Raw genomic sequence first — 509 nt, 5'->3', positions numbered from 1 at the left:
TTCGCCTTTATCTTCTGAGCTAAAGCCTTTATTACCATTCAGTTTTGCCATCTGTGCTGCCAGTTCTGCGGTTGATTTACGTTTAAACATATGTATATCTCCTTCTTAAAGTTAAACAAAATTATTTCTAGAGGGGAATTGTTATCCGCTCACAATTCCCCTATAGTGAGTCGTATTAATTTCGCGGGATCGAGATCTCGATCCTCTACGCCGGACGCATCGTGGCCGGCATCACCGGCGCCACAGGTGCGGTTGCTGGCGCCTATATCGCCGACATCACCGATGGGGAAGATCGGGCTCGCCACTTCGGGCTCATGAGCGCTTGTTTCGGCGTGGGTATGGTGGCAGGCCCCGTGGCCGGGGGACTGTTGGGCGCCATCTCCTTGCATGCACCATTCCTTGCGGCGGCGGTGCTCAACGGCCTCAACCTACTACTGGGCTGCTTCCTAATGCAGGAGTCGCATAAGGGAGAGCGTCGAGATCCCGGACACCATCGAATGGCGCAAAAC

At 53.6% G+C, this 509-nt stretch carries 1 pseudogene; it reads left to right on the top strand.

Annotated elements, in window-relative coordinates:
• Positions 1-200: 200 nt before the first annotated feature.
• Positions 201-509, top strand: a pseudogene (locus SB772_RS39130) (MFS transporter); the annotation flags it as partial.

This window comes from Paraburkholderia sp. SIMBA_030 (assembly GCF_046535245.1).
Lineage (GTDB): Bacteria > Pseudomonadota > Gammaproteobacteria > Burkholderiales > Burkholderiaceae > Paraburkholderia.
The sequence above is the reverse complement of the archived record's forward strand: the minus strand, read 5'-3'. Positions and strand labels throughout refer to the sequence as shown.